This window comes from Riemerella anatipestifer (assembly GCF_035666175.1).
Lineage (GTDB): Bacteria > Bacteroidota > Bacteroidia > Flavobacteriales > Weeksellaceae > Riemerella > Riemerella anatipestifer_D.
The window spans coordinates 2,532,052-2,556,397 of the sequence record NZ_CP142016.1 but is presented as its reverse complement, the minus strand read 5'-3'; the positions used below and the strand labels follow the sequence as shown (position 1 = coordinate 2,556,397).

Below are 24,346 nucleotides of genomic sequence, written 5' to 3'. Positions count from 1 at the left end.
AATATATTCTAAGACAATTTTAGATATATTGGGACTCATTTTTATTTTCACCTTTCATAATTCATCACTAAATTTGCAAAATGATGAAAAATAGAGATTTCATAGAGGTCTATGGTGCTAGAGAGCATAACTTAAAAAACATTGATGTTAAAATTCCTCGTAACGAGTTAGTCGTTATTACAGGGCTATCAGGAAGTGGGAAATCTTCTTTAGCATTTGATACTATTTTTGCAGAAGGACAAAGGCGTTATATAGAAACATTTTCTGCCTATGCTCGGCAGTTTCTAGGCGGATTAGAACGCCCCGATGTCGATAAAATAGAAGGACTTTCACCTGTTATCGCCATTGAACAAAAAACCACTAATAAAAACCCTCGTTCTACCGTAGGGACGGTTACAGAACTTTATGATTTTCTCAGACTTCTATTTGCTAGGGTTTCCACGGCTTATTCCTTGGAAACAGGTAAAAAGCTACAAAGCTATACCGAAGAGCAAATTTTAGAAACCATCAAAGAACAATATCAGAATGAAAAAGTCTTACTTCTAGCACCGCTAGTAAAGGCTAGAAAAGGGCATTATCATGAGCTGTTTGTACAATTAGCCAAAAAAGGATATTCCCAAGCAAGAATAGACGGCATTTTACAAGATATAGAATACGATCTTAAACTAGACCGATACAAAACTCATGATATAGAAGTAGTTATAGACCGTTGGATTATAGGCGAAACTGCATCTGAAGCTAGAATGCAAAAATCACTTTCTACGGCTTTACAGATGGGTGACGGTGTAGTTATGGTTCAAAAGTATAATTCGGAAGAGTTTCAGTATTTTTCTAAAGATTTAATGGATACCGCTACAGGACAGGCTTTACCATTACCAGAACCAAATACTTTTTCGTTCAATTCTCCTAAGGGAAGTTGTCCTCATTGTAAAGGTTTGGGGACGGTAAAAAAAATCAATCCTGATTATCTGGTTACCGAGCCTACACTACCCTTCCAGTCGGCACTATTACCATTAGAAACTTATAAATTTAGTAAGTGGGCTTTATCTCAAATTAAAAGCATTCTAGAATTGTTTGACCTTAACCTACAAACGCCATTTAACAAAATTCCTAAAGAAGCTTTAGATTACATCTATTACGGCTGTGATAAAGAGTTTGTAAAAGATTTAAAACACGCTGGAATTTCCAAAAAGACTAAAATTAACTTTGAAGGGTTAATCCCTCATTTAGAAAAAGTTATAGAAAATAAGGAAAACTACGGTGCTACACAAGTGGAGCGAGAATTTACTGTAGAAGAAATCTGCACTGACTGTAACGGAACAAGATTAAAACCCGAAAGTTTAGCCTTTAAAATAGAAGGTAAGAATATAGCTGAAGTTAATGCTATGAGCCTATTAGACTTAAAGGATTGGCTTTCGGAAATAAAAAATAGTTTTAGTGAAAAGAACAAAATTATCGCCCACGAAATTTTAAAAGAGATAGAAACTCGTTTGGGCTTTTTATTAGATGTAGGACTAGAATATCTTAGTCTTAGTAGAAGTAGTAAAACCCTTTCTGGAGGCGAATCCCAAAGGATTCGTTTGGCAACTCAGATAGGCTCGCAATTAGTAAATGTGCTTTATATTTTAGACGAACCTTCTATTGGGCTTCACCAGAGAGATAATGAAAGACTTATCAACTCTTTAAAAAGTTTACGAGATTTGGGGAACTCCGTTCTTGTGGTGGAACACGACAAGGATATGATTTTAGAAGCCGATGAAGTGCTAGATATTGGACCTAAAGCTGGTAAGTATGGCGGAAAAGTATTGTGGCAAGGCAGCCCAAAAGATTTAATAAAAGCTGACACCATTACAGCAGACTACCTCACAGGAAGAAGAAAAATAGAAATTCCCGAAAAAAGAAGAGAAGGCAACGGTAACTCGATTGTCCTCAAAGGAGCTACGGGAAATAATCTTAAAAATGTAACCCTAAAAATCCCTTTAGGAAAGATGGTAGTGGTTACAGGTATTTCGGGGAGTGGTAAATCTTCGTTAATCAACGGAACACTCTACCCTATTCTCAACCGACATTTTTATCGTGCTGTACAAGAGCCTCTACCATACAAAAAAATAGAGGGCATAGAGCATATAGACAAAATAGTAGATGTAGACCAAACGCCAATTGGTAGAACGCCTCGTTCTAATCCTGCCACTTATACAGGTGTGTTTTCGGATATTCGAACACTATTTGCTAACCTCCCAGAAAGTAAAATTAGAGGTTATAAGGCAGGGAGATTTTCGTTTAATGTTAAAGGTGGACGCTGCGAAACTTGTCAAGGAGGTGGTTTGAAAGTGATTGAAATGAATTTCTTGCCTGATGTCTATGTACATTGCGAAACCTGCAACGGCAAACGCTTTAATAGAGAGACCTTGGAGGTAAGATATAAAGGTAAATCTATATCCGATGTCCTAGATATGACTATAGACGAAGCTGTGGAATTTTTTCAGCCAATCCCCAAAATCTATTCTAAGGTGAAAACGCTACAAGAAGTTGGTTTAGGTTATATTACCTTAGGACAGCAGTCTACTACACTTTCAGGCGGAGAGGCTCAAAGGGTAAAATTGGCTACAGAACTTTCTAAGAAACAAACAGGTAAAACACTTTATATCTTAGATGAACCTACCACAGGACTGCATTTTGAAGATGTTAAGATTCTGATGGAGGTTATCCAAAAGCTAGTAGATTTGGGTAACTCTTTTATCATTATTGAACATAATATGGACGTGATAAAACTTGCCGACCATATTATAGATGTAGGTCCAGAAGGTGGTAAAAATGGAGGAAGCATTGTGGCAGAAGGTACTCCAGAAGAAATTATAAAGAATAAAAAATCTATCACAGGTAAATTTTTGAAAAAAGAAATGTAGATAAAAACAAAAACTTTAGCACTATGAAAAAACTATTACTTTCTGCATTAGTAGCAACAGTTGGTTTCGCTAATGCACAAAAATTGGAAACAGGGTTTAAAATAGGGTATGTAAATTCCACTTTGCACCTAGAAGCTATGGGGCAACAATACAAGCCTAACGCTAAGTCTAGTGTTTACATTGCGATGCCTGTATCTTATAAGGTTAATAAATATGTTTCTCTACACGGAGAACTTGGTATGGCAGGGCTTGGAGCAGAGAATCTAATTATGGATAATAATGAGCGTTCAAGGTTGCATCTTACCACGGTCTATATTCCTTTGGGAGTTAAGTTTACACCAATAGAATCGTTAGGGATTTTGGGTGGATTTAACTTAGGTTTTGTAACCAAAGCTCTAGGGAAACAAAACGGACAAGATGTAGAGTTTACTGATATTAGAAAGGGTAACCACTCTATATTTTTGGGTGGAGAATATAAAATAACCAAGTCTATATTCGTGGAGACGAGATACAATATAGGGCTTAGCAACCTTTATCCAACCAACGACATCACAATGAAAAACAATTTCTTACAAATAGGTGTAGGGTATTTATTTGACAAATTTTAATATCTATAAAACAGTAAAAATGAAAAAAAGAGCTTTAATTAGCGTATCAGACAAGACCAATCTTGTAGAGTTTGCCACATTTTTGGAGCAACACAATTATCAACTCATTTCTACGGGAGGCACATTTAAACATTTGAAGGAAGCTGGACTTTCTCCTATTCAGATAGATGAAGTTACAAAGTTCCCAGAAATGCTAGACGGTAGGGTAAAAACGCTACACCCAAAAGTACACGGAGGGCTTCTAGCCGTACGCTCTAACCCTGAACACATGAGTACTGTAAAGGACCACGGTATAGAGCTGATAGATATGGTAATAGTAAACCTCTACCCTTTCTTTGAGAATGTTAATAAAAACATTTCTTTAGACGAAAAGGTAGAGTTTATAGACATTGGTGGACCATCAATGCTTCGCTCGGCGGCTAAGAATTTTAATGCCGTTACCGTGGTTACCGATGTTAGGGACTATGCTAGAGTTCAAGCCGAAATTTCGGAAGCAGGCGATACAACTTTGGAAACCAGAAAAACATTAGCTGGAAAGGTATTTAACTTAACTTCGGCTTATGATGCTGCTATTTCTAAAATGCTTTTAGAGGAGGAATATCCAGAGTACCTTAATGCTTCGTATCAAAAGGTAGCCGATTTAAGATATGGCGAAAACCCTCATCAGTCAGCGGCTTACTATGTTTCTACTACCGAAAATGGAGCGATGAAAGATTTTGAACAATTAGGCGGTAAAGAACTTTCTTTTAACAATCTAAGAGATATGGATTTATGTTGGAAGGTGGTTAATGAGTTCAAAAATGAGAAAGCGTGTTGTGCCGTTAAGCATTCTACACCTTGTGGTGTTGCTATTGGAGAAACCGCTTTAGACACTTATAAAAAAGCATTTGAATGCGACCCTGTTTCCATCTTCGGAGGCATTGTAGCGATGAACTATAAGGTGGATAAAGACACAGCTGAAGAACTCAACAAAACTTTCCTAGAAATTGTAATGGCTACAGATTTTGATGCCGAAGCCCTAGAAGTATTGTCTAAAAAGAAAAATCTAAGAATTATCAAGATTAAAAATCCTATATCTGACAGCCAAGTGTGGGTGAAGATAGACGGTGGAATGTTGGTGCAAAACGCTGATGACCAATTCTCTGATGATATAAAAACGGTTACAAAAGTTCAGCCAACGGAAGAACAAACCAAGGCTCTGCTCTTTTCTCAAAGGATTGTGAAGTATGTAAAATCTAATGCCATCGTAGTTACCAACGGCACACAAGCCCTAGGCGTAGGCGGTGGACAAGTAAATAGAATATGGGCTACCCAACAAGCCATAGAACGAGCGAAAGAGAAATTTAGTGGAGATTTAGTTTTAGCTTCTGATGCTTTCTTCCCGTTTAGAGATGTGGTAGATACCTGTGCTAAAGAAGGTATAAAAGCCATTATACAACCTGGTGGAAGTATGAGAGATGACGAAAGCATACAAGCGGCTAATGAGCATAATATCCCAATGCTATTCACAGGAATGAGGCACTTTTTTCATTAAATAACAATTAACACTAAAAACGATAAGCATCAAATTTCTTTTGATGCTTATCATTTTATAAAAAGATGCTTATGTTTTTGGGATTTCATAAGCATCTTTTTAATTTGTGCTTTTGCCCATACTTTTGCTCAAACAGTAGAGCTTTTTTAACACCTTTATTCCTGTTTTTTTAACGGCGACCCACCAAAGACCATTTTTTAAATTATAACCATCTAGCCATTATCAATGCTCTACCGAGCAAAGGTAAGTTTAGGGACTAACCCCTTAGTGGCATTGGGAGCGAGCGATAGTTTCCAAATAGCAGGGAACTGTACTATGCCGAAGGCAAACCTAATCTTTGCTCTTGAACTTTTGATCCTTTTGTTTCAAGACAAAAGAACATAAGTATATACTTTATACCTTCTTTTCCTTGATGAAAAGAAGCAAAAATCAAGACTGTAACCCCTTTGGCTAAACCTCATTACTAAAGGCTAAAATCCCCAAAACTCGCTCCAATGCTCCTGCCAACTCCTTTGCTCAAACAGTGGGTATTTTTAACGCCTTTACTAACGAGGTTCTTAACGCCATCGGGCTTAGAGGTCATTCTATAATGTTATACAATAGTCGTCCTATTCTTAAAAGGCATTAAGTTGGTTTCAAGGCAAAAGGACAGATAACAAAAAGGACAGCTTATAAACTCTATGCCTATAAAAATTATTTTTATGCTTATTAAAAAAAATCCGATGCCTATAAGTTTTTGATTTTATAAGCATCGGTTTTTTAAAGGGGACTTAAGAGTTATCCTAAACCTTCTCGTAAGTGAGTGTCGCTAAGGTATCTTTTATTCCTTTGGCAGGAGTGAAAATCACTTTGGCTTGTTTAATGGCATTAGCAGTTACTTCTTTCTCCGTAGCTTTACCCTCGCTACTGAAGCTCACTCGCAGACTGCCCAATTCTCCTAAACGAACGATTTGTCCATTAGCTAAGGACGATTGCATCACATCTACTAAAGCGTAGAGTACCGCTCTGATGTCCGCTCCGCTTACCGTAGAGATTTTCTCTATGTCTTTGGTAAGATCGGTTAGGGTTTTCTCTCCACTCATATTAGGAGAAGCGTACCATTTTTTGTCGCCGCCACCGCTTACGCCGGGCTGACCTCTTTCGATTGCTTTAAATTTTACTGGCATAATTTCTACTTTTTATGATTTACAATAATTTATTTTGATGATAAAAATTCCTCACGATACCGATAGGCACCATGAGGAATAATTAAACTTATTTTACTAATAAGGCTTCTAGCTTCTGTAAACGAGCTTCAAAGTTTTCTTTTTGAGATTTCAACTCATTTTCTAATTCAGCAATTTTTGCATCTTTTACTTTTAAAGCTTTATCTTGCTCTATACTATGCAGATAAAGTTCTTCTATCTTCTCCACATTGGTGAGTTGAGTTGCCATAAGGTCTATATAACCTTGTTTTTTGATAGCCTCTGCAGATTGATACCCTGGCAAATGTCCATTAGCTTTTACAAAGTCTTCCACTTGGCTAAGGGTTTTAAAGCTATAATCTGCTTTAATGCTAGAAGTACCTGTGTAATACTTTTGGAACACATAGTCTGGGAAAATGGTGGCTCCGTTAACTCCTCTAAATGAAGACCCCAAAATAACACCTTCATCGGTAATTGATACAGGGTACTGTGTACGCTCTGTACCTGCTGAGTTTACTGCCAATTTTATAGAGTTGTTTGTAGTGTCTTCTATCCATTTGAAACTTGTTAGTGCATTGGTAGCATCTCCGATAATCAACTTTCCATCTGCATCTGCATATACTGGACGATTACCCAAGCCTTTTAACCCTCCGAAACGAACTTCCCCCTCATTAGTATAAATAGAGTAGTTCAACTTAGAACCTCTATTTACATCTTCTATGTATAAACCATACATATTATCTGGTGCAAAAGTACTCGGTAGAATATGCTGAAATCTAAACCCATATAAATTTTTAACCATTGCTATACCAAATGCTCTCACATAACTATTCACATTTGAGAAATCCTCTACCGAACTTTCTGCTTGAATATATCCTTTTGCATTAACTGTTCTCACATTTGTAGCTTTAGAGTTTTCAATAAGATTTGTGACAATAGATGCTCCCATAATTTCTTCTGTGGTAGAATTTTGTCTGTTAGTTGCTGAAGCATCCACACCAGTCAGAGTTGAAACTGCAGTAACTGGGGATTGAAATCCTGTTACAGTATGAGTATTACTAGATGTTGCAGTAAATTTTCCTGCTGTAATATTAGTAGCTGTGCCATAATTATGTGTAACCCCTTCAACACCAACTAAATTGGTAGTAGTAGACTTAGCAAAGTTTCTTCCTCTAAAAACAGCTCCTGTAACATTACTGGCAGTTACAGCGTGTACATCACTCCCTGCTACCGCCTCCCCTACAAAAGCAGAAATAGAACCTACCTTTGTATTTGAAAATACCTTTGCAGAAGCTGAAAAACCTTCAATACCGTTAATATTAGAAGTAACATCCATAGCATTGACCGAAGTAGATTTCCCAATATAAAACTTATTACCTGAAGCATTTCCTTGCCCTGCATGCTCCTCTTTAATTACAGAAAGATAATCTGAAAACTTATAAGTATTATAAATTCCAGAACTAGTTGGATTTCCTATGGTACTATTAAGTGGTAATCTAGAGGAATTAACTCCTGTATATAAAGGCACTTCTTGATTTGAGTATCCATACCTTCCCGATAATACCCATCTAGAATCCTCTCTTGATACTCCTCCTAAATTTAGTAACGCGTTTTTTTCTGAGTAAGAATAAACATCTCCTTTAGCATCAGCTGGTTTTAGATAAGTCTCTTGAACTCCATTATTATCTCTCTGAGCCCAAAGTTGGTCGTTAGCTTGGGTATCGCTTATCCTTATCCACTCTCCGTTTGCTACATTACCACTAGGGAAAGTTTGATTAGGGTTCTTAAAATAGTAGAAACCTCTAGTTAAGTTATTTCTAATTCCACCTTTACTAGCGTCTGTAGTAGGAGCGCCCTCTCCAGTATTATAAACAACCATTCCATCAAAGTAGTTTTTAAACTTACCTGGATTGATTGAATTTGTTTTAAACTCCCACGTTTTTAAATCCGTTGTTGGGAAATACAAGCCTTTTCCTACATTGTTATCAAAGTTGTTATACGCCGAGGCATCTAAAAATGGGTTTTCATTTCCTATTGATGTATCTAGTCCTGTATGTACTTTTATTTGTCCGTAAGCTATAGAACCTACTAATAAACTTGCTGCGATTATTTTATTTTTCATTTGTATTCTTTTTTAGTTCTACTTTACTTTTTGTGATTAATAACTTCCTCCTATAATGTACCATGTTGTTCCATCTGACATTAACAAATGTCCTTTTCCTGAATCTAGTGAACTAGAATTTTTAGGCTTATTCGTATTAAAGTAGCTAACTGAATTATTATACTGAACTCGTTGTGCATTTTAAATAATACTGATTTTTAGATGATTTAATTTTCTTTGGAAGATAAATTTATTGATATATTGAATAACCGTTGCGGCGGTTATTTTACTGATTATCCTTGTTTTAAAGCCTTCAAAAGTTTTAGCATAGTTTCTTTTAATCATAAATTGGTCGCAAAGTTGAGAGAAAAATGTCTCAATTCGTTTTCGCTTTTTCTTGTACAATGAAAATTGAGGAATATAATCTTTCTGATTACTTCTCATTGGTGTATCTAATTTAATATTAGCATAGTTAAATAAATCTATTTGAACTTTTGCTGATAAATAGCCTCTATCTCCAATTAAAGTACAGTTTCGCATTTGCTCACCACTATCTTTTAAATAGTGGATGTCGTGAACGGATGCAGGGCTTATATCAAAATTCTTAATCACACCATTTAAAGAACATACTGCGTGTAGTTTATAGCCATAGAAATATAATTTCTGTGAAGCACAATAACCATATGTTGGTGAAGAATAGGATTGCTCTTTACAAATTTTTGAACGAGTAGAACGAGCGTTTTCACAAACTTTCATTGGCATGCTATCAACGATAAAAATATCTTCAAACTCATTGAACTCCATCGAAATACGCTGTCTAATTTGCTCTGTTTGTAGGGATAGTCTTCGTTTTCGCTTATTGTAAACACTTCTTTCAATTTTGTTTATCAGAGAGTTTGGCAATTTTCTAAATAACTGTAATTCGCTATCAATACTCAAGTATTCAGCAGTAATATTAAGACTTATGACTTCTAAATCGCTCATTTTAGGTGTTCTTCTCTGATAACTAATCAGTTGATTTTCTGAAAAAAGTCCTAAAACTTCCAAAATTCTTTCATATATTTGCTCTATGTTGTTCATTTATACCGTTTTATAGCAAAAACAATATACTGATTTTCAGTCTAATAAACAACTCTTGTTTTTTTCATTTCATAATGCACAACGGGTTATACTGATTATTTACAGAGATAATTTTGTTAGTATAACTTGAGGGATCTGGTAACTTAATCTGATCTCCACTCGTTTGTACTAAAGCAAATGTATTAGGCTTTGCCCACTCTTCGGGAGTTATAGAAGTTACTTCTCTAATATTCCCAGTAATGGTATTTAAAGTTACTCCATTAGAGTTTCCTACTACTTTTTGCCACTTTTTATCGGTAGCATCATAGTAGTAGAACCCTTTGCCACTTACATTAGAAATGGTGGTGTTTGCTTCACCCGTTCCATCGGTAATATAAACTAGGGTAGATTCTGCCACACCTTCGCCCATTGCTTTAGCTCTTGCAGCGGTAACATTTGGGATTAAAATCCCCTCTTTAGTACTTCCACTTTTGTTAGCATCAGATATTTGAATCTCTAATGTTGCATTAGGATAAGGAGTATTGATACCCACTTTACCATTGTATTGTCCGTAAGCTACTAAGCCTAAACCTAAAAAGGCGAATACACTCAATTTTGTCGTTTTTGTTGTCATAAAATTTAATTTTAAAATTGTTGATATTTAAAGTTTATAGATATTGGATTTTAGACTTTAGATTTAAGGGTTGAGGTGATACTAGGTTCTAATATCTCACCTCTAAGTTCTAACCTAAAAAAACGCCTTCCCCCTCTAAACACACACAAAACGAGAGGAAAGGCTAATACAGAAAGAGCAAAATACTCCCCCTGAACACTAAAAGCACCTAACAAGAACGACCATGTTATGAGACAAAACAATGGTGCTTTTAGCATATATTTATGAAAGCTAAATTTAGAATAGAATAAACGCCAAAAACCCCCAACAAAAGTTGGCGGAACGATATTTTGTTTTAACGATAAAAGTTGAAATAATTTTCTAGATAATAGAACGCATATACACGAAACTATCTGTGTGTGTATTTACACAATTATTTGGAACTACCAAATTTTTGTGCAAGTTTTTTTTATTTTTTTGTATGTCACTGATAGTGTATCGCATAAATATAAGGCAAACTTATAACCTTTTAAGCAAGTATGCAAGTTTTAGCATAAGATTTTATGGGTTTATATATAAAAATTGGCTGAATCTTTTTGATTCAGCCGTGTTTTTATAAACCTTTATTTCTGCATAAAATACTTATAGTAAGAGCAACTTCCCATTAGAGATTTACTCGTTTCGGTATCGCTGTACTTTGTTTTCAATTCTGTGAAATAATTTCTGTAGTTCTGATTTTTAGTTTTGTCTAACTCTTGCTGAAATTTGTTTTGTTTTTCCTCCCAATTGGCATCACTATAATCCCAGTTTGGAGTTTGATTGGCTTCCCATCGGTAATATTTCCCTTGTTCAGCACTTGCCATTTGGAAGAGTATTCTGGCTTGAGTTTCTCTATCTGTACTTCTTTCTAAAGCCTTTTTATAGTAACTAATAGCAACATCAAAGTTATCTGATTTTAAACCTACATTAGTATTAGTATAAGGAAAGCTTTTATAATAGTATAGAGGCGTGTATAATTCAGTATCACTGAGGAAGGAATATTTACCACCATTGGTATTATCTATATCCATCACAAAGTAATGTCTGTAATAACCCAATATAGAGGTATTGTATAAAAAGTTCCCTAACAATTGGTTGGCGTGGGCAGCATTAATATCATTACTTTTAGCTATTTTGATAAGTTTTAATACTGCTTCTGCAAGTTCCTTTTTATTCATATTATTTTTAATGAATTTAAAGTCGGAGATAAAACTTTCTGCTTTCATTGACTCGCTTTCAGGGCTAGTATAACTCACCCAAACATTATGCCCAAAAACTAAAGAAGAAACATTGTTGTAACCGTTGTAGCCTTTAATTTTCATTCTTACCGGTGTATTACTTTGCAATGATCCATCTTCTGAAAATTGAAACTCGTATCTAGGAATACCTATAAAACCACTTGCTTTGGTGTAGTAATCTAAAGCTTTCTTAAAGTTAGCCGAACGCATCTCGTAATCTCCATAGAGTACATTTATGAAATTTTGAGTGTCTTCACCTGTATCTATATTTTTAGCGAGAATGCTATTTTCAAAAGCATTTTTGTTTTTTCGTTTGTAAAATGCTTCAATATCTCGAACTAGGTCTATATCCAAAATATCTTGCAAGCCTGAAAGTTTATTAGACATTAAGAAAGACTTAGCTCTCTCCCCTTGTAAGAAATATCTATTAGCTAAAATATCTGTAATAAAACCTGCCTCTGAGCTGCTATACCTATCTTCGGAAATAGCGGTTACCAAATCAGGGTAAGTTTTCATGATATGTTGCTCAAACTCGCTATCAATTCTTGGTTGAGAAAGAATATCGTTTAATAGTTTCATCTTATCAATTTGAGTAAGATATTCTTGGTTGCTGGTGTTTATATTTTGTAATAAGCTACTGCTAGACTTATAATCTTTTTGTAAAAATTTTATATAAGCCTCTGATATTACCCAAAACTCATCATCTGATTTAGTTTTAACTTTTTCTGTCAGTTTTTCTAGCTGTTCTATATAATCTTGCATTTTTTTGTTGTATTCCTCATCAGCTCCTGAAGAAGAAACTACAGGCAAACGGTTAGGGTGATTTAACAGCTCATCATCAGAAAGCCCTTTACTTTCTTCGGTAGTTAAAACTTTAGGTTCAGAACTTTCCATTCCAAAAAGGTTCTTAAAGAACGATACTATTTTATCCCAAAACGAAGCACTGGCCTTGTTCTCTGTCTTACTTACTGAAGGAGTTGTTTTAGAGGTACCTACTTTGGTTTCCTTCTCATTATAGTAGTAATATGGTAGAAAATACCTTTCTAGCTCATTGATGGCTCTAGCTTGAAGCACTTTTAAAGCCTCCGAATTAGGGTCTATCTCATAAATTTTCTCCATCATTGGGAGCGGATTATTAAACCCTTGATAGCCGAGAAGAAAATACGCCATGATCTTCTCTTTATCATTTTTAGCTCTGGAAAGCAGGTCTTCAAATGCCTTTTCGCTGGATAGTTTAATAGAAGTATAAGCCGTTTGTTTTCTAGAGTTTGAATTTATAAATACTTGGAAGAAGTTCCAGTTGGCTTCTTCTTTCTGTCCTAGCCCACTTTGTGCTCCCGCCATTTGTTCTAAAGCCATATAATAGATGGCGTTTTTTAGACCTAATGGCTCTACATAGGTAGAAAAGGCTTTTACGGCTTTATCATAATTTCTATTATAATGTTCAAAACGAACAATTTGATAGGCATACCTTAGTTTTATCTCTTTATTTGAGGTATTTTTATAAAAATTTATAAGGGTAGTAAGTGTATTTTCATAATCTAAAGTGGACGCGAGATTATAGATTTCGTCGTCATAATAGAAACTATAGGTATTGTCATCATCATTGGCAACTCGGTTAATTCTAAGGTTATTCAGTTTTTTAGCCTCAATGAGATAATCCAAACCTTCTCTATAATTCTGATAAGCAACTAATTTCTGAAAAATAGCCTGATTCTGACACCCATCTTTAAACGAAATAATATCTTGTAAGGGGAGCTTATAAACCAATGTTTTTACCTCATCGTAAGAAAGTTTATTGTTGAAAAAACTTTTCCAAAGTTGTAGATTATCATCAATGATAGTTATATTATCTGCTTCATAAAAAGGAGATGAAGATAAAAGAAACGGCGTATAAGACTTATCTCTGATGATAGTTTGCGTAAAGAGATTAAAGTAATCACCGTCTGGGTCTTCCCAAGCACAGGCTTTAGAATTTTGGTGAAGTAATAATATAACGCCTAATGAAATAACTGCTTTTTTCATTGTTTTAAAGTTTTCTGTTTTTAATAAATTGACTATCCAAATGATAGTAGATAATATGATAATGTTTTAATTTTTGGTCTAAAAATGTTTTAACTTCAGTCAGTTGTTCCTCTGAGATTTCCTCTACTCTAACGATAAAACCTTTATTTAAAAAATATCCGAAGTAGAAACCATCTTCTAATATCACTGCTTCGGTGTCTGATATTTTCTTAAATTTATCATTGCTTAAATCGCTAATATTTAAAGCATTGATTAGCTTATGCTTACCCACATGATTGGTAACTATGCCCCAAGAATAAATTGGTAAGGCTACATCTATATTTTTGATGGGATATTGGTCTAAGGAAGCAAGATAATTTTTAAGTAAATCTACCTCTAAGATAGAGTTTTTACCATCGTTATCTAAAGGTGATGAGGTAGAATAACACATCAAATAAACTTTATCTACAGGCGGAATGCCCATTTTCTTCTTATATTTAACTTGATTCAAACGAAGCGTAGATGATACTTTTTTTGAAGAGACCTTTTTCAGCTCCTTTAAAAAGAGGAAAAAATCTTCACGAGTGGTTTCTATCCAATCACAGTCTATTTGTATTTCCGCAAATGCCCTTTCCTTCAAGCCTAGACTCTTTTGTATCCTTAAAATATTATCAAAAGTAACTTGTGCCATTTGAGCAATCTCTTCTTTGGATATATTGAAAAAAGCTCTGTTGGTAATAAATACTGTAGGTACAAATTGTTTTTCTGCATCTAGTAGATGAGCATTACCACTAATAGGAGCTAGAATTTCCACTTTTTGCTCCTCTTTGTCTATATCAAAAAAACGAATGTAAAGTGTATCTAATGAAGCCTTTTGCAATGCTTCTTTTTCTTTTTCGTCTAACTTAAAATGGGATTTCCAATAATAAAAAGAATATTTATGCTCTGTGCTCTTTTGGCAAGATACAAGCAAAGCGAATAACAATAGGAAAATAATCTTCACTTTCATAAAGTACAAATATAACCAAAATCTATTATGCCTAACTCAATTATGATAAATAACCAAACCAATTGATTTTATATATCGCTGTATGTTAGAAAAGAGATTCCTTTTTCTCTTTAGTATTTTTTAACTTTGCAAAAAAATAGATTTATGCTCATACTTTCATCTCCAGCTAAGTTAATGAATGTCTCATTAAAATCAGATATGCTAAAACCTACCGAACCTCAGTTCATAGAAGATTCGGCGTTTATACAGTCATTTTTGAAAGAAAAAACGCCACAATACCTTTCTGATTTAATGGAAATTTCTTCCAAATTGGCAGATGAAAACTGGGAAAGAAACCAAAATTGGAGTGCCTCGCCTTCGGAAGAGGAGTCTAATGCCGCCCTCTATACTTTTACAGGTGAGGTTTATCGTGGGTTAGACGCTCCTACTCTAGATAAAAAAGCCGTAGATTATCTCCAAAAACATTATAGAATACTCTCAGGATTGTATGGTTTATTAAAACCTTCGGATAGGATTATGCTGTATCGTTTAGAAATGGGGCGTCCGTTCCAGTTTGATAAGTATAAAAATTTATATTCTTTTTGGAAGTCCAAAATTACAACGGTTCTTAACGAAGAATTAAAGGAAAACGATATTCTCCTAAATCTTGCCAGTACAGAATACTTTAAATCAGTAGATACCAAAAAACTAAAAGCGAAGGCTATAGATGTTAAATTCTACGAATACAAGGACGGTAAACTAAAAACCATCGTGGTTTATACCAAACACGCCAGAGGGCTTCTCATTCGTTTTTGTGCCGAAACCAATGCCAAAACTTTAGATGATATTAAAGCCTTTAATTATGAAGGTTATCTTATAGACGAAGAACGCTCCAAAGACAATCAACTGGTATTTGTGAGGTAATGAAGCTGCTAGAATTACATTCTATTTTTAAACAAGAACTTTCAGAGATTTATGATAGTTCCGAGATTTCTTGTTTGTGGGAAATTTTTGGAGAACATTATCTAGGTTTAGACAAAATAGGACTACGACAATCCGAAAACACTGAATTCCCAGCTCAACAAATAACACAATATACCGAAGCCATCAACCAACTAAAAAGCGGTAAGCCTTACCAACAAATTTTAGGTGAAGCTGACTTTTTTGGTATGAAGTTTTGCGTGAATCAACATGTGCTTATTCCTCGTCCAGAAACAGAGGAACTGCTAGACTACGCCATCAAAACCATTTCAAAAGAGTTTTCCCAAACAGAGATTAAAATTTTAGATATAGGCACAGGTTCTGGAGTAATCCCTATTGTGTTGAAAAAACATTTTCCGAATGCTAGAATAACTTCCATAGATTTTTCTAAAGAAGCCTTAGTCATCGCTAAAAAAAATGCCGAAAGGCATCACACTGAGATTGAGTTTATACTCGATGATTACCTCAATTATAAATTGCCAACTCATTATGATGTGATTATTTCTAATCCGCCATACATAGGTATCGAGGAAGTTTCTGAAATTTCGGATACTGTAAAGAATTTTGAGCCTCATTTAGCTCTTTTTTCTCCTTGTGCCGACCCTTTAGTATTTTACCGAAAAATAGCAACAGACGCCAAGCATCATCTTAACAACGGAGGATTTTTATTTTTAGAAATAAACCAAAAACTAGGAGCGGAAACTTTAGCTTTGTATAAATATTTCAGTGATGCTCAACTCATCAAAGATTTATCTAATAATGACAGAATGATTATAGTAAAAAAATGAAGCCAGAACTAACCAACAACCTAGAAGATTTAGAAAAGATATTTCAATATTTAGCTCAATTCTTGACTGAAGAACGCCTGCAAAAAATCAACCATTATGCAGAGGAAAGTTCGGATTTCATTTTACCTGTGATGGAAGATGTTTACCAATATCGCAATGCTGCTGCAATTGTGAGAAGTGTAGAAGCATGTGCCTTCCATAAGGTAGTGGCTTTAGAAAAAGATAATGTTTTTGACCCAAACCTCAGCGTTACCAAAGGTGCAGATACTTGGGTAGAAGTAGAAAAAATGCCTAGAAATAAGGCTTCCCTAGAGAAGATAAAAGAGCGAGGTTATAAAATAGTGGCTGTTTCGCCCGAAAATAATGCTACGATGCTCCCAGATTATAAGGTAGAAACGCCCATTGCTCTAGTTTTTGGCACCGAATGGGAAGGCATTTCTGATGAATTACTAGACTTTGCAGACGAAACTTTAGCAATACCAATGTATGGCTTTACTAAGAGTTTTAATGTTTCTGTGGCGGCAGCGATATGTATGTACGAACTCAAGCAAAAACTTCTTAATTCTACCATAGACTACAAACTTAGCCTCGATAAAAAATGGCATACCAAAATAAGATGGGCGGTAAATTCTATAAGAAGCGGAGAAGAAATTTACCACAAATTTTTACGAGAAAACTTTAACAATCCATAAGCCACAGCACTTATTCGGAAGAATGCTAAATTTTCCTTATTTTTGCCACTCAAAATAAAGCGATTATGTTCAATAGTTTACAAGATAAATTAGATAAGGCTCTTCATAACCTTTCGGGAAGAGGTAAAATTACAGAAATCAATGTAGCTGAAACGGTTAAAGAAATTCGCCGTGCCTTAGTAGATGCCGATGTAAATTATAAGGTAGCTAAAGACCTTACCAAACGAGTACAAGAGAAAGCCTTAGGACAAGATGTACTTACCAGTTTAACCCCAGGGCAGTTAATGACCAAAATAGTACACGATGAGTTGGTGGAACTAATGGGTGGTTCTCAAGAAGGTATCAACCTTTCAGGGAAACCTACAGTTATCCTAATTGCAGGGCTTCAAGGATCTGGTAAAACTACTTTCTCTGGAAAATTAGCTAACTATCTAAAGAAAAAAAGAGCTAAAAATCCGCTTTTGGTAGCGTGTGATGTTTATCGTCCTGCTGCGATAGACCAGCTAAAAGTATTAGGAAGTCAAATAGGAATTCCGGTATATACCGAAGAAGAAAATAAAAACCCTTCTACCATAGCAGAAAATGCCGTTAATTTTGCTAAAGCTAACAAGCACGATGTGGTTATTGTGGATACCGCAGGTCGTCTAGCGATAGATGAACAAATGATGAACGAAATAAAATCAGTTCATTATTTCATCAAGCCTACGGAAACCTTATTCGTTGTGGACTCTATGACGGGGCAAGATGCTGTAAATACAGCTAAAGCCTTTAATGATGCTTTAAACTTTGATGGTGTTGTCCTTACAAAATTAGATGGGGATACCCGCGGTGGTGCGGCTCTTACTATTCGTTCCGTAGTTAATAAGCCAATTAAGTTTATTTCCACAGGAGAAAAAATGGAAGCTTTAGACCTTTTCTATCCTGAAAGAATGGCAGACCGTATCTTAGGTATGGGTGATGTAGTGTCTTTAGTGGAAAGAGCTCAAGAACAGTTTGACGAAGAGGAAGCTAAAAAACTACAGAAGAAAATCGCTAAAAATGAATTTGGTTTTGATGATTTCTTGAAGCAAATTCAACAGATTAAAAAAATGGGTAATATGAAAGACCTTCTTGGTATGTTACCAGGTGTAGGCAAAGCTATTAAAGATGTGGATATAGATGACAACTCATTTAAACACATAGAGGCTATTATCCATTCTATGACTCCAGAAGAAAGAAGAAGACCTAGCATTATAGATGTTAATAGAAAGAAAAGAATAGCCAAAGGAAGTGGTAGAAAACTAGAAGAAGTCAACCAACTTATGAAACAGTTTGACCAAATGGGTAAAATGATGAAGATGATGCAAGGACCTCAAGGCAAACAGCTTATGGCAATGATGGGCAAAATGGGAGGCGGTATGCCTGGTATGGGAGGCTTGTTCGGAAGATAGCAGAATAAAATAAAAATATAAACCGAGAGAAATTTTCTCTCGGTTTTTTTATATAAAAGATTAAATAGCGTCTGTTTATTTAATATTCCGAAATACATACAACATTTCTGTGGCTATTTGTAAGTTTCTTTCAGCGTAAACAGAAGTTTGTTTAGATGTATTATCAGAAATTTTAGGGTCTTCATAAGTTATGGAAAATCGTTTTTCTGTACCTAGAACAGAAGGACAATTGTTATCCGCTTGAGAACAAGCCATAACAGCAACAAAATTTTCCTTAGGGTTAAAAAGATGGTCTATAGTTTTGGAAAATCCAATAATAGGCATCTCGTTACCCGAGTATTTTATAGCATAGATAGGATTGCTTTCATCTTTCGACAATGTCTCTATGGAAAAACCTACATTACGAAGAGTATCTACTATTTTAGGGAATAGAGCCGTAGCTTCTGTTCCTGCGGAGTAACACTCTATATTATAAACTCCAAAGTAATAAGCCATAGTCTTTGCCCATATTTGACAAAGATGACTTCTGCGAGAGTTATGTGTGCAAATAAAATTAAGTCTAATAGGCTTCCCCTTACTTTGCTTTTCTGTAATGAAGTCTATAATTTTCCTCCTATCTTTGGAAATAGAATCTACCTCTAATTGTTCTATAAACCACTGAACATTAGATAATAAAACATCTTTATTCATTTTTAGCAACATCCTGAATTAGGGTCACAGCAATTAGTTTTATTCTGAAGCTCTGAAAGTTTTAATTTAGGCTTTTCAGTAGGGATTCCACACTTATCAGGAGCTAGACAATCCGTCTGTTTAGTTGTGAGAACAAAATGCTTTCCTCTAAAATCTAAACCAAACTTCTGAATGCTCTCCCCTTGATACTCTACTTCTATCTCCGCATCAGTAAGATGTAATTGTTTTTCGGAAAGAGTAATAATATGTCTAATAGTTTTTCAGGAGTTAGTCTATGGTCATAATCTGTTGCCGTCCACAGCTGAAAGTTTACCCATTTTTCTTTTCTTATTGTTCCACCACAATCTATAAAATCTTTGGTAATTTGACCTACCTCTGTAATATGAAAATGTGGCGGAATAAAATCTCCATTAGGTATTTGAAAATCAATTCTGTCTAGTGTAGCTAGTACTTTTTTAAATTCTGATAATTTCATAATAATTTAATTTTAGTTAATCGCGAATAAACGATAATTGTTATATATTTTTTTATCAATCACAACAAGAGGATTGAATTTTTTTATCAAAAAAATTCAAGAATAAAGATTTGGCAAGATTCCATGTTTCTTCATCTATACAATATTTTATTTTTGGAGGATTAAGTTCTCCTTTTATAAGTCCTACCCTTTTCAGTTCTTTAAGGTGTTGAGAAATAGTAGATTGTGCTAATGGGAATATATCCACCAAGTCTCCTGTAAAACAAGAATTTTGTTGTTCTAAATAAGATAAGATAGCGATACGAGTAGGATGAGCCAAAGCTTTCGCAAAGTCGGCTAGTAATTCTACATCTCCCGTATAATCAATAGGTTCTAAATTTCTTTTCATAAGTTCATCGCAAATATACGATTGTTTTTTAGACTGACAAGAAATTAGATTTATTTTTTACTATTATTTTATGTCTACTACATAAATACATATATCATATCTTCAATTATTATAAAAAAAGAGAGATGATATAGTTAAAATCATCTCTCTCTTTTTTTAAAGTCTAAATCAGTTTCTATCTATTAAATTCACTAATAAAATGTAGCTTTACATTAGGGAATTTCTCTTGCGTCATTGTAATTGTAAATGAAGAATCTGCTAAGAAAACCAACTGATTATATTTATCCCTAGCTAAAAAGCGTTGTTTTAGCCTTGCAAATTCTTGGAACTCTGCCGACTTCTCATCAGCCTCAACCCAACATGCCTTATGTATACTTATAGGTTCATAAGAACATTTGGCTCCATACTCGTGTTCTAATCGATATTGGATAACTTCATACTGTAACGCTCCTACTGTACCGATAATTTTTCTTCCGTTCATTTCTAAAGTAAATAGCTGTGCCACACCTTCGTCCATCAATTGGTCTATACCTTTAGCCAGTTGTTTTGCTTTAAGTGGGTCGTTATTATTTATATATCGGAAGTGTTCTGGAGAGAAGCTTGGTATGCCTCTAAAGTTAAGTTTTTCTCCTGCCGTTAAAGTATCTCCAATACGGAAGTTACCCGTATCGTGCAAACCTACAATATCTCCTGGATAACTCTCATCTACCACTTCTTTTTTATCTGCAAAGAACGCATTAGGAGAAGAAAACTTCATCTTTTTATTTTCTCTTACCAAAAGATAATTTTCATTTCTTTTGAATGTTCCCGAAACAATCTTTACGAAGGCTAAACGGTCTCTGTGCTTAGGGTCCATATTCGCATGGATTTTAAATACAAATCCTGTAAAGTTTTTCTCCTCTGGCTTTACCACCCTCACATCAGACTCTTTAGGCTGCGGCATTGGAGCTATATCTATAAAGGCATCTAGGAGTTCTCTTACTCCAAAATTGTTAAGTGCAGAACCAAAAAACACAGGTTGCTGTTCTCCTTTCATATAAAGCTCTCTATCAAATTCAGGATAAACAGATTCTATAAGCTCCAACTCTTCTCTTAAAGTTTCTGCTGCTTTTGCACCTATCGCATCGTCTATTGCTTTATCTTGAATATCATCAAAAGTAATACTCTCGCCTACTTTTTGTTTTTTTTCCTCTAAAAACAGTTGGATATTTTTCTCCCAAATATTATAAATCCCTTGAAACTGAGCTCCCATACCTATTGGCAAAGAAAGAGGCACTACACTAAGTCCTAACTTCTGCTCAACCTCATCTAGCAAATCAAAGGCATCTTTACCCTCTCTATCCAATTTATTGATAAATACCAACATTGGGATATTTCTCATACGGCATACCTGAACTAGTTTCTCCGTTTGCTCTTCTACCCCTTTAGCTACATCTATCACAACGATTACAGAATCTACCGCTGTAAGAGTTCTATAAGTATCCTCTGCGAAGTCTTTGTGACCTGGTGTATCTAGTATGTTTATTTTGTGATTTCTGTATTCAAATGCTAGTACCGAAGTCGCTACCGATATACCTCTTTGGCGTTCTATCTCCATAAAGTCCGAAGTAGCTCCTTTCTTTATTTTGTTTGATTTTACGGCTCCTGCTTCCTGTATCGCCCCACCAAATAAAAGTAATTTTTCAGTAAGCGTAGTTTTACCCGCATCGGGGTGAGAGATAATCCCAAAGGTTTTTCTTTTTGCAATTTCTTTTTCTAAAGACATTAGTAAACTGTTTTTTGAGACTGCAAAAATCGGTATAATTTTTTGATTAGAAAAACACCTGTCTCAATTTAGTCTTTTAATCTTTCTCCGCAGATTTTACAATATCTAGCATCATCATCATTACTAGAGTTTCCACAGCGTTCACAATCGTTATCCTTTTTCGTTCTTAACTTCATTTCGGAAGTTACAATTCCTGTAGGAACTGCTATAATGCTATAACCACAAAGCATCAAAATAACCGATAAAAACTTACCTAAAGGAGTTACAGGCGATATATCTCCATAACCTACCGTAGTCAAAGTAACCACCGCCCAATAAATACAAGTAGGAATATCCACAAAACCGTTTTCGCCCCCTTCTATCACATACATTACAGAACCTAACAATACCACTATAATGATAATAAATAGCATAAATATGTATATCTTACGAGAGCTTTTCCTAAGTGCTTGCACAATATATTGTCCGTCGTGCATATAATCCATCAAATTAAGTATCCTGAAAACCCTTAACATTCTTAGCAGTCGGATAATCATAAAGAACTTAGTCTGTGGGAAAAACAAGCTCAAAAAGAATGGTATCATCGATAAGAAATCAATAATACCCATAAAGCTAAAAATATAGTCTTTTTTATTTTTGACAATTACAATTCTCAAGATATATTCTATCGTAAAGAAGATAGAAATAGTCCATTCAATAGCTAAAAGAAGATGATGATATTGCTTATCTACAGGTCTTAAACTTTCCGAAACAACGGTAAGTGTACTAATTAAAATAAGGATAAGAAGTACAATATCAAAAAGTTTTCCCAAAGGGGTATCTGCCCCATAGATAATGCGAAATAGCTCTTTCTTCCAACCTTTTTCTGGAACGAGATTATGCTCTTTTTTTATTCTGACCCTATGTATCATAGCCGCTGCGAAAATAACAAATAAATAATAAATTCTTATTTTCGTGGAAAAATAATTCAGTTTTTAAATGAAAATAAAAGAACTAGTAGCAGAACTTAATCGCCTCGTACCCTTCGCACAAGCAGAAAATTTTGACAATGTAGGTCTTCTTTGTGGAAACCCAAAAAGAGAAGTTACAGGCGTTCTTATCTCTCACGATACACTAGAACACATTGTAGATGAAGCCATTGAGAAAAACACCAATGTTATTTTATCATTTCACCCCATTATATTCTCTGGCTTAAAAAGTATCACAGGCAAAAACTATGTGGAAAGAAGTGTGATGAAAGCCCTAGAAAACAAAATTGCCATTATTGCCATACACACCGCTCTGGATAACGATTTTATGGGCGTTAATCATAGAATTGGAAAAGAACTAGGATTAAAGAACCTTAAAACTTTAATGCCTAAGAATCATGATTTGCAACAGCTTTCCGTCTATGTACCTAAAGACTACGAAGAGAAAGTAAAAGAGGCTTTATTCTCGGCTGGAGCAGGAAGCATTGGCTTTTATAACGAGTGTAGTTTTAATATCAAAGGAACAGGCACCTTTAAACCCCAAGAAGGTTCTCAACCATTTATAGGACAACAAGGCACAAGGGAAAGCGTAGAGGAAACTTTAATCTCCGTTATTTTTGAAAAGTATAAAAAGAACGCCATCATTTCAGCGATGAAAACAGCTCACCCATACGAAGAAGTGGCTTATCAAATCTATAACCTTGAAAATGAAAATCAATATCTAGGCTTAGGTCAATATGGTGAGTTTGAAACCGAAATCTCCGAAGAAGACTTTTTAAATTTAGTAAAGAAAACTTTTGGATTACAAGTCATTAGACACAGCCAAAAACTCAATAAACCTATCCGAAAAGTAGCAATGCTAGGCGGAAGCGGTGCTGATGGTATTAAAGCCGCACTTGCCAACAGATGTGATGCTTATCTAACGGCTGACCTTAAATACCACGACTTTTTCCAAGCGGAAAATCAATTATTGTTATGCGATATAGGACACTTTGAGTCTGAACAATTTATCATACAACAATTATTTGAACTTTTATCAGAAAATTTTACTAAATTTGCAACCTTGAAAACCACTCAAAGTACTAACCCTGTAAATTACTTTATATAAAGATATGGCTAAGAAAACAAACGACATTTCTGTAGAAGAGAAACTAAGAGCATTGTATGATTTACAATTTATAGACTCTCGTTTAGACGAAATTAGAAATACAAGAGGTGAACTTCCTATTGAAGTAGAAGATTTGGAGATAGAAATAGAAGGTTTAGGAAAAAGAGCCGAAAAGTTTGCTACCGAAATTAAAGAGCAAGAAGTTGAAATAAAAAATAAAAAAGAACTCATCTCTCACGCACAAGGGCTTATAGAGAAATATAAATCTCAACAAGACAATGTGAGAAACAACAAAGAGTTTGAAGCTCTAGCTAAAGAAATAGAATATCAGGAACTAGAAATCCAATTAGCGGAGAAGAAGATTAAAGAGTTTGGTGCTAAAAAAGACCACAAAACAGAATCTTTAAACAATCTAGAAGCTAAGATTGAAGAGTTACAAAACCACCTTACTTTTAAAAAGAACGAACTAGAAAGCCTTATCGCAGAAACTCAAAAAGAAGAAGAGTTTTTACTAGAAAAATCTCAAGAGTTCGCAGATAAGATAGACCAAAGGCTTCTAGCATCTTACCAAAGAATTAGAAAAGGGTCATCTAACGGTCTTGCAGTGGTAGGTATAGAGAGAGGAGCTCCTAAAGGGTCTTACTTTACTATCCCTCCACAGAAGCAGATGGAAATTGCTCAAAGAAAAAAGATTATTATAGATGAACATTCTGGTAAAATCTTAGTAGATGACGATTTGGTGATTGAAGAAACAGAAAAAATGAAGGAAATAATCAAATTCTAAGAA

Annotated in this window: 19 protein-coding genes and 1 pseudogene; 9 read left to right on the top strand and 11 right to left on the bottom strand. The window is 34.8% G+C overall.

Features of this window, described 5'->3' with window-relative positions; genetic code table 11:
• The first annotated feature begins 80 nt into the window (after positions 1-80).
• From uvrA to purH, 3 genes are read left to right on the top strand one after another with little or no spacing between them, the layout of a single operon-like run.
• Complete coding sequence (gene uvrA, locus VIX88_RS12700) at positions 81-2,906, top strand: excinuclease ABC subunit UvrA (protein WP_064970960.1); 2,826 nt, start codon at positions 81-83, stop codon at positions 2,904-2,906.
• Between the two features lie 23 nt (positions 2,907-2,929).
• Complete coding sequence (locus VIX88_RS12695) at positions 2,930-3,514, top strand: outer membrane beta-barrel protein (protein WP_004918918.1); 585 nt, start codon at positions 2,930-2,932, stop codon at positions 3,512-3,514.
• A 19-nt stretch (positions 3,515-3,533) separates the two neighbouring features.
• A complete protein-coding gene (gene purH, locus VIX88_RS12690; protein WP_109475004.1) occupies positions 3,534-5,048 on the top strand; it encodes a bifunctional phosphoribosylaminoimidazolecarboxamide formyltransferase/IMP cyclohydrolase in 1,515 nt (504 codons plus the stop codon).
• Positions 5,049-5,830: 782 nt separating this feature from the next.
• On the opposite strand, the gene VIX88_RS12685 is transcribed toward purH, so the two are convergent.
• The 6 genes from VIX88_RS12685 to VIX88_RS12660 form a co-directional block, all read right to left on the bottom strand.
• Complete coding sequence (locus tag VIX88_RS12685; RefSeq protein WP_064970962.1) at positions 5,831-6,214, bottom strand: HU family DNA-binding protein; 384 nt, start codon at positions 6,212-6,214, stop codon at positions 5,831-5,833.
• Between the two features lie 88 nt (positions 6,215-6,302).
• Entirely contained in the window at positions 6,303-8,354 is a 2,052-nt protein-coding gene (locus VIX88_RS12680) for a hypothetical protein (RefSeq protein WP_064970963.1), read from the bottom strand.
• A 180-nt stretch (positions 8,355-8,534) separates the two neighbouring features.
• A complete protein-coding gene (locus VIX88_RS12675; RefSeq protein ID WP_127919811.1) occupies positions 8,535-9,413 on the bottom strand; it encodes an IS982-like element ISRa1 family transposase in 879 nt (292 codons plus the stop codon).
• A 64-nt stretch (positions 9,414-9,477) separates the two neighbouring features.
• Complete coding sequence (locus tag VIX88_RS12670; RefSeq protein WP_064971281.1) at positions 9,478-10,026, bottom strand: hypothetical protein; 549 nt, start codon at positions 10,024-10,026, stop codon at positions 9,478-9,480.
• Between the two features lie 602 nt (positions 10,027-10,628).
• Complete coding sequence (locus VIX88_RS12665) at positions 10,629-13,307, bottom strand: hypothetical protein (protein WP_153926562.1); 2,679 nt, start codon at positions 13,305-13,307, stop codon at positions 10,629-10,631.
• 4 nt (positions 13,308-13,311) lie between these two features.
• The gene (locus VIX88_RS12660) at positions 13,312-14,295 is read right to left on the bottom strand and encodes a hypothetical protein (protein ID WP_154212702.1); all 984 of its coding nucleotides are present in this window, start codon (positions 14,293-14,295) and stop codon (positions 13,312-13,314) included.
• Positions 14,296-14,439: 144 nt separating this feature from the next.
• On the opposite strand from VIX88_RS12660, the gene yaaA reads away from it, so the two are divergent.
• From yaaA to ffh, 4 genes are all read left to right on the top strand, one after another.
• Entirely contained in the window at positions 14,440-15,198 is a 759-nt protein-coding gene (gene yaaA, locus VIX88_RS12655; RefSeq protein ID WP_064969389.1) for a peroxide stress protein YaaA, read from the top strand.
• Positions 15,198-16,043, top strand: coding sequence for a peptide chain release factor N(5)-glutamine methyltransferase (prmC, locus tag VIX88_RS12650; protein WP_004918925.1), 846 nt, complete (start codon positions 15,198-15,200; stop codon positions 16,041-16,043). The genes yaaA and prmC overlap by 1 nt, the downstream gene beginning before the upstream one ends.
• Positions 16,040-16,735, top strand: coding sequence for a TrmH family RNA methyltransferase (locus VIX88_RS12645; protein WP_064969390.1), 696 nt, complete (start codon positions 16,040-16,042; stop codon positions 16,733-16,735). The genes prmC and VIX88_RS12645 overlap by 4 nt, the downstream gene beginning before the upstream one ends.
• 65 nt (positions 16,736-16,800) lie before the next feature.
• Positions 16,801-18,165 (top strand): signal recognition particle protein, encoded by a 1,365-nt coding sequence (gene ffh, locus VIX88_RS12640; RefSeq protein WP_064969391.1) that lies wholly within the window; start codon positions 16,801-16,803, stop codon positions 18,163-18,165.
• Between the two features lie 75 nt (positions 18,166-18,240).
• On the opposite strand, the gene VIX88_RS12635 is transcribed toward ffh, so the two are convergent.
• The 5 genes and pseudogenes from VIX88_RS12635 to VIX88_RS12615 form a co-directional block, all read right to left on the bottom strand.
• Positions 18,241-18,855 carry a low molecular weight phosphatase family protein gene (locus VIX88_RS12635; protein WP_064969431.1) on the bottom strand — a complete coding sequence of 205 codons (615 nt, stop codon included), beginning with the start codon at positions 18,853-18,855 and terminating at the stop codon, positions 18,241-18,243.
• A 2-nt stretch (positions 18,856-18,857) separates the two neighbouring features.
• Positions 18,858-19,330: pseudogene (locus VIX88_RS12630) on the bottom strand (DUF6428 family protein).
• A gap of 55 nt (positions 19,331-19,385) precedes the next feature.
• The gene (locus VIX88_RS12625) at positions 19,386-19,718 is read right to left on the bottom strand and encodes an ArsR/SmtB family transcription factor (protein ID WP_064969392.1); all 333 of its coding nucleotides are present in this window, start codon (positions 19,716-19,718) and stop codon (positions 19,386-19,388) included.
• Between the two features lie 175 nt (positions 19,719-19,893).
• Entirely contained in the window at positions 19,894-21,483 is a 1,590-nt protein-coding gene (locus tag VIX88_RS12620) for a peptide chain release factor 3 (protein WP_004919879.1), read from the bottom strand.
• Positions 21,484-21,551: 68 nt separating this feature from the next.
• Entirely contained in the window at positions 21,552-22,394 is an 843-nt protein-coding gene (locus VIX88_RS12615; protein ID WP_214193928.1) for an ion transporter, read from the bottom strand.
• A 67-nt stretch (positions 22,395-22,461) separates the two neighbouring features.
• Here VIX88_RS12615 and VIX88_RS12610 point away from each other — a divergent pair, with 67 nt between their 5' ends.
• Entirely contained in the window at positions 22,462-23,559 is a 1,098-nt protein-coding gene (locus VIX88_RS12610; protein WP_064969393.1) for a Nif3-like dinuclear metal center hexameric protein, read from the top strand.
• 4 nt (positions 23,560-23,563) lie between these two features.
• Positions 23,564-24,343 carry a zinc ribbon domain-containing protein gene (locus VIX88_RS12605; RefSeq protein ID WP_004919890.1) on the top strand — a complete coding sequence of 260 codons (780 nt, stop codon included), beginning with the start codon at positions 23,564-23,566 and terminating at the stop codon, positions 24,341-24,343.
• The last annotated feature ends 3 nt before the right edge of the window (positions 24,344-24,346 follow it).

Bases quoted from the DNA above. Each gene is read 5' to 3' on its own strand.
- VIX88_RS12615 (WP_214193928.1), bottom strand. From the start codon at position 22,394: ATGATACATAGGGTCAGAATAAAAAAAGAGCATAATCTCGTTCCAGAA.
- VIX88_RS12610 (WP_064969393.1), top strand. From the start codon at position 22,462: ATGAAAATAAAAGAACTAGTAGCAGAACTTAATCGCCTCGTACCCTTC.
- VIX88_RS12635 (WP_064969431.1), bottom strand. From the start codon at position 18,855: ATGAATAAAGATGTTTTATTATCTAATGTTCAGTGGTTTATAGAACAA.
- VIX88_RS12680 (WP_064970963.1), bottom strand. From the start codon at position 8,354: ATGAAAAATAAAATAATCGCAGCAAGTTTATTAGTAGGTTCTATAGCT.
- prmC (WP_004918925.1), top strand. From the start codon at position 15,198: ATGAAGCTGCTAGAATTACATTCTATTTTTAAACAAGAACTTTCAGAG.
- VIX88_RS12625 (WP_064969392.1), bottom strand. From the start codon at position 19,718: ATGAAAAGAAATTTAGAACCTATTGATTATACGGGAGATGTAGAATTA.
- purH (WP_109475004.1), top strand. From the start codon at position 3,534: ATGAAAAAAAGAGCTTTAATTAGCGTATCAGACAAGACCAATCTTGTA.
- VIX88_RS12670 (WP_064971281.1), bottom strand. From the start codon at position 10,026: ATGACAACAAAAACGACAAAATTGAGTGTATTCGCCTTTTTAGGTTTA.
- VIX88_RS12645 (WP_064969390.1), top strand. From the start codon at position 16,040: ATGAAGCCAGAACTAACCAACAACCTAGAAGATTTAGAAAAGATATTT.
- yaaA (WP_064969389.1), top strand. From the start codon at position 14,440: ATGCTCATACTTTCATCTCCAGCTAAGTTAATGAATGTCTCATTAAAA.
- VIX88_RS12620 (WP_004919879.1), bottom strand. From the start codon at position 21,483: ATGTCTTTAGAAAAAGAAATTGCAAAAAGAAAAACCTTTGGGATTATC.
- ffh (WP_064969391.1), top strand. From the start codon at position 16,801: ATGTTCAATAGTTTACAAGATAAATTAGATAAGGCTCTTCATAACCTT.
- VIX88_RS12675 (WP_127919811.1), bottom strand. From the start codon at position 9,413: ATGAACAACATAGAGCAAATATATGAAAGAATTTTGGAAGTTTTAGGA.
- uvrA (WP_064970960.1), top strand. From the start codon at position 81: ATGATGAAAAATAGAGATTTCATAGAGGTCTATGGTGCTAGAGAGCAT.
- VIX88_RS12605 (WP_004919890.1), top strand. From the start codon at position 23,564: ATGGCTAAGAAAACAAACGACATTTCTGTAGAAGAGAAACTAAGAGCA.
- VIX88_RS12695 (WP_004918918.1), top strand. From the start codon at position 2,930: ATGAAAAAACTATTACTTTCTGCATTAGTAGCAACAGTTGGTTTCGCT.
- VIX88_RS12660 (WP_154212702.1), bottom strand. From the start codon at position 14,295: ATGAAAGTGAAGATTATTTTCCTATTGTTATTCGCTTTGCTTGTATCT.
- VIX88_RS12665 (WP_153926562.1), bottom strand. From the start codon at position 13,307: ATGAAAAAAGCAGTTATTTCATTAGGCGTTATATTATTACTTCACCAA.
- VIX88_RS12685 (WP_064970962.1), bottom strand. From the start codon at position 6,214: ATGCCAGTAAAATTTAAAGCAATCGAAAGAGGTCAGCCCGGCGTAAGC.